This is a genomic window from Longimonas sp., from assembly GCF_040409695.1.
In the GTDB taxonomy this organism is placed as follows: Bacteria; Bacteroidota; Rhodothermia; order Rhodothermales; family Salinibacteraceae; genus Longimonas.
Map to the genome: position 1 here is coordinate 1 of NZ_JARWGJ010000217.1, position 4,038 is coordinate 4,038.

3 protein-coding genes are annotated in these 4,038 nt (G+C 61.1%); 1 reads left to right on the top strand and 2 read right to left on the bottom strand.

Features of this window, described 5'->3' with window-relative positions:
- Nucleotides 1-484 (bottom strand): metallophosphoesterase family protein (locus PPP56_RS13165; protein WP_353564513.1); only part of this gene is annotated, 484 nt, incomplete at its 3' end.
- Nucleotides 485-663: 179 nt separating this feature from the next.
- On the bottom strand, nt 664-1,455 hold the full coding sequence (locus PPP56_RS13170; protein WP_353564514.1) for a DUF481 domain-containing protein: 792 nt from the start codon (nt 1,453-1,455) through the stop codon (nt 664-666).
- 374 nt (nt 1,456-1,829) lie between these two features.
- Here PPP56_RS13170 and PPP56_RS13175 point away from each other — a divergent pair, with 374 nt between their 5' ends.
- Nucleotides 1,830-3,272, top strand: a complete 1,443-nt coding sequence (locus PPP56_RS13175) for a glycine--tRNA ligase (protein ID WP_353564515.1) — start codon at nt 1,830-1,832, stop codon at nt 3,270-3,272.
- Nucleotides 3,273-4,038 lie beyond the last annotated feature (766 nt).

Sequence of the window (4,038 nt, forward strand, 5' to 3'; positions counted from 1 at the left end):
CCACGGTAGGTAGTTCGTCATCGGCTTCCGGAAAGCGGATGGCCAGGTTTTCGGAGACGTGTGGACGCGGGTGCCCGACAGCAACGACGCGCCCGATCGGAGTGTTGGAAGCGTCGGTCAGCGTAATGGTCTGCGGCTCGTCGGTGCGCACCACGTGCACGTTGGGGGGCCACGAGAGCGCCGCTACGCGTCCACGGGCCTGGCCCGGGTCGTGGTTGCCGGTGGCGTAGACCACAGGGATGCGGGCCTCGTTGAGCCGTTCAAGCTGTGTGAGGAGGCGGTCTTCGGTGGCCAGGCCAAGCCGGTCGGCATCGAAGAGGTCGCCAGCGATAAGCACGGCCTCGACCGGCTCCTCGATCGCACGGTCTACCGCGCGCTCGAACGCCGTGTGCTGCGCGTTGCGCAGGCGGCGGCGCAGGTCGAGCGTGCGCCCCGCGTACACGGTGTCGAAGTGAACGTCGGCCAGGTGCAGCAGCGTGAGCATAGAATTAGGCGGTGTGATGCACGGAAAAAGCGCAGGACACAGAACGGTGCGCAGAAAGACGCACAGAAAGAGAGCGCTCTGGCATTCCTGGCATTCGGCTACAGCCACGCAGAGGCGTTCAGGTGGCAGCTGCGCGCTCAGAACGATGCGCTCAGGATGGTGCGCTCAGGATGGTGCGCTCAGAGCGAAACGGTAAGTCCGTTCGTCAGGGACAGCGTCCAGTCGGAAACGTCGCCGGGCGGGCGGCTGTCGTAGCGCACGTTCAGCGACACGCGCAGGGCGAGCGCACGGGTGATGCCCACGCCGAGGCGGGTTTCGTTGAGCAGCCGGATGTCGCCGAATGCGTCGATACGGGGCTGCGCGTACGTGGTGCTCAGCAGAAAGGTGCGTTCATTGACACGAAGCCGGGCGTTCGCGTAGTGACTCAGCCGCACCGTAGCGGTGCGGGCCGGATGGGTGCCTACGCGGTTGGGGTCGAGACGCTCGCTCTCAAACATCGGCGTGAAGCCAGCAAAGAGGCGCGCCGGCTCCGAATCCAAAAGGCGCAGCCGCAGCCCGCCCCCAGCCAGCGTGCGCAGTTCGAGCAGTGCAAAGTTGTCGCGTTCGACCTGTGTGAACGCTTCGGCGACAAGCGGTCCGCCGAAGCGGTAGTTGTATCGCAGGTGTGCAAACGAGCGGTCGCGAAAGCGGCGCCCGTCGCTCTGCCCGTAGCGCACCTCGCTAACGAGGAACAGGTGATGCGGTGCGTAGAGCAGATCCATGCGGGTGTCGACCCCGACTTCAAGGAGCTCGGTATTGCCGCTCTGCAGAGCCACCGAGCCTCCGAGCGTAGCGCTAAATCCTTCGACATCCAGGTTCCGCATGCGCTCGGTATTGACCTGCGCCGAGACGGGCACGGTCAGCAGCGTGAGAGCAGAAAATAGAAGAACGACGGGCCACGCCGCTATATCAAATGGCCATGGAGAACGCATATGCAATCATGCAAATTGAGCGATGAGAGAGAGTCCGCCAATGATGGCGATAAGCACGATAGCTGCGATGATCATCTGACGTTTCACGCGCTTGTTCATAACAGGTAGAGGATGTAAGAAAACGAGTCTGAAGGTATAGGCAGCAGCATAAGCGGCTGCGGAAGTACGTAAGATCCAACCTGGCAACGGGTTTTGCAAGTCCCTTTCACAGGGGGATGCGCCCGCAGGCACCGTGTTGCACCGGCTTTTCAACACCGGGCATTGCATCCGCTGCTTAAGAAACCTACGTTGTATGTCGTACGGCGTTTACGCACGGCGTACTTTATGGTACTTTATGTTGTATCTGGCCCTTTCGAATCCCTCTTACTACCGATATGAGCGACCTTTTCGACACCATCGTGTCCTTGTCCAAGCAGCGCGGCTTCATCTTTCAGTCGTCCGAGATCTACGGCGGCCAGGCGGCCACGTACGACTACGGTCCGCTGGGCGTAGAGCTCAAGCGCAACGTGAAGGCCCTCTGGTGGCAGGAGATGGTGTACGGCCACGGCGACATTGTGGGGCTGGATGCGGCCATCATGATGCATCCGAAAACGTGGGAGGCCTCGGGCCACACCGAAGCGTTCAACGATCCGCTGATCGATGATAAGGCGTCGAACCATCGCTACCGCGCCGACGAACTGATCGAAGACCACATCCGCGACCTGCGTCAGGATGGCGAGATGGAGCAGGCCGAAGCGGTGTACGAGCGCCTCGTGGCTGCGCTCAACAGCGACGACATGGCGGGCGATCTGTACGACATCATCCAGGACGAGGAGATCCGCGCGCCTCGCTCCGGCGCCTTCGACTGGACGCCCGTACGGCAGTTCAACCTGATGTTCGAAACCCACGTGGGCCCCGTTGCTGAAACGGGCGACCGCATCTTCCTGCGCCCAGAGACGGCCCAGGGTATCTTCGTGAACTTCCACAACGTGCGCGAACCGGCGCGGCAGCATGTGCCGTTTGGCATCGCCCAGATTGGCAAAGCCTTCCGCAATGAGATTGTGGCGCGGCAGTTTGTCTTCCGGATGCGCGAGTTCGAGCAGATGGAGATGCAGTACTTCGTGAAGCCGGGCGAGCAGCTCGATTTCTTTGCCGAGTGGCGCGAGAAGCGCATGGCGTGGCACAAGCGCCTGGGCGTGCGCCCCTCGAAGCTGCGCTTCCACGAGCACGAGCAGCTCTCGCACTACGCCGATGCCGCCGAAGACATCCAGTACGAGTACCCCATTGGCTGGAAGGAGGTCGAAGGCATCCACTCGCGCACCGACTACGACCTGAAGCGGCATCAGGAGTACTCGGGCAAGAATATGACCTACTACGATCCGTTCGACCAAGAGAAGTACATCCCCTACGTCGTCGAAACGTCGGTCGGACTCGACCGCACGGTGCTGATGCTGCTCTGCGACGCCTACGACGAGGACGAGGCGGACGGCGACGAGCGTACGGTGCTGCGCTTTCACCCCGAGGTGGCGCCCATCCGTGCTGCCATCTTCCCGCTCTCCAAAAAGAAGGGCCTCCCCGACATCGCGCACGAAATCGAAGACGACCTGCGTCCGCATTTCAACGTGATGTACGACGAGCGCGGCTCCATGGGCAAACGCTACCGCCGCATGGACGAAGCCGGTACGCCGTTCTGCATTACGGTAGATTTTGAGACGCTCGACGACCAGCAGGTCACCGTGCGCGACCGCGACTCGATGGAGCAAGACCGCATCGCCATCGATCAGCTCACGGCCTACATCAACGACCACTCGACCGGCTGGAGCCGCGACGATGTGTAGGTTTTCGTATGGGGATTGGCGTGTGGCGGCATGCTACACCGGAATGATAGGAGTCCCAAAAATGTCATCGCGAGGAGGGAGCCCTGCGACCGACGCGGCGCTGTGGGCGCAGCGAACGAGTACTCTTGGGGTGCGATCTCATGCCGTGGATTCGGTGGCTGCATTCGGTCTGATAGCATGAGATTGCTTCGCTGCGCTCGCAATGACATGGATGTAGGCTTTTCTCGGTACGCTAGGGTCACATGCATTACCCAAAGATTGATCTGTGACAGAGAATTAGTGCCATGCCACACCGGAATCTCACGGTAGAGCACAAACTTATCAACACGTATAGTCATCCCGGCCAAGGCGCCCCAGCGCCGCAGAGCCGGGATCTCCCCTGACAACGTGGACACATCATTGGCCTCGTACAACACAAACTTTGATCTGTGACACAGCAGCAGTAGATGGCGTACACGCCAATCAGTGCCGCTGCATGCAGCACAACGCATAGCCGCTCTGGTGCCTCGCTCTCCATGGCGACCACCGGAGCGGCACGTGTATGGAAGCACCGCCTGCCCACACGGTCACTTTTGGAACCTGTTTTGATTTCTTAATTTGGGCACCCCAGGAGTACTTCCTCCCTGCGGTCGGGGCGCTGCGAGCGGCTCCGCTGGACTGCAAATTGTCCCCGATATCGGCCCGTAGCCCCGGCTACGAACCTCTATCGTGGTTCAATTTTCGCCGCAGCGGCGCTCGCTCTCGCCCGCAAACCAAAACCCAAACA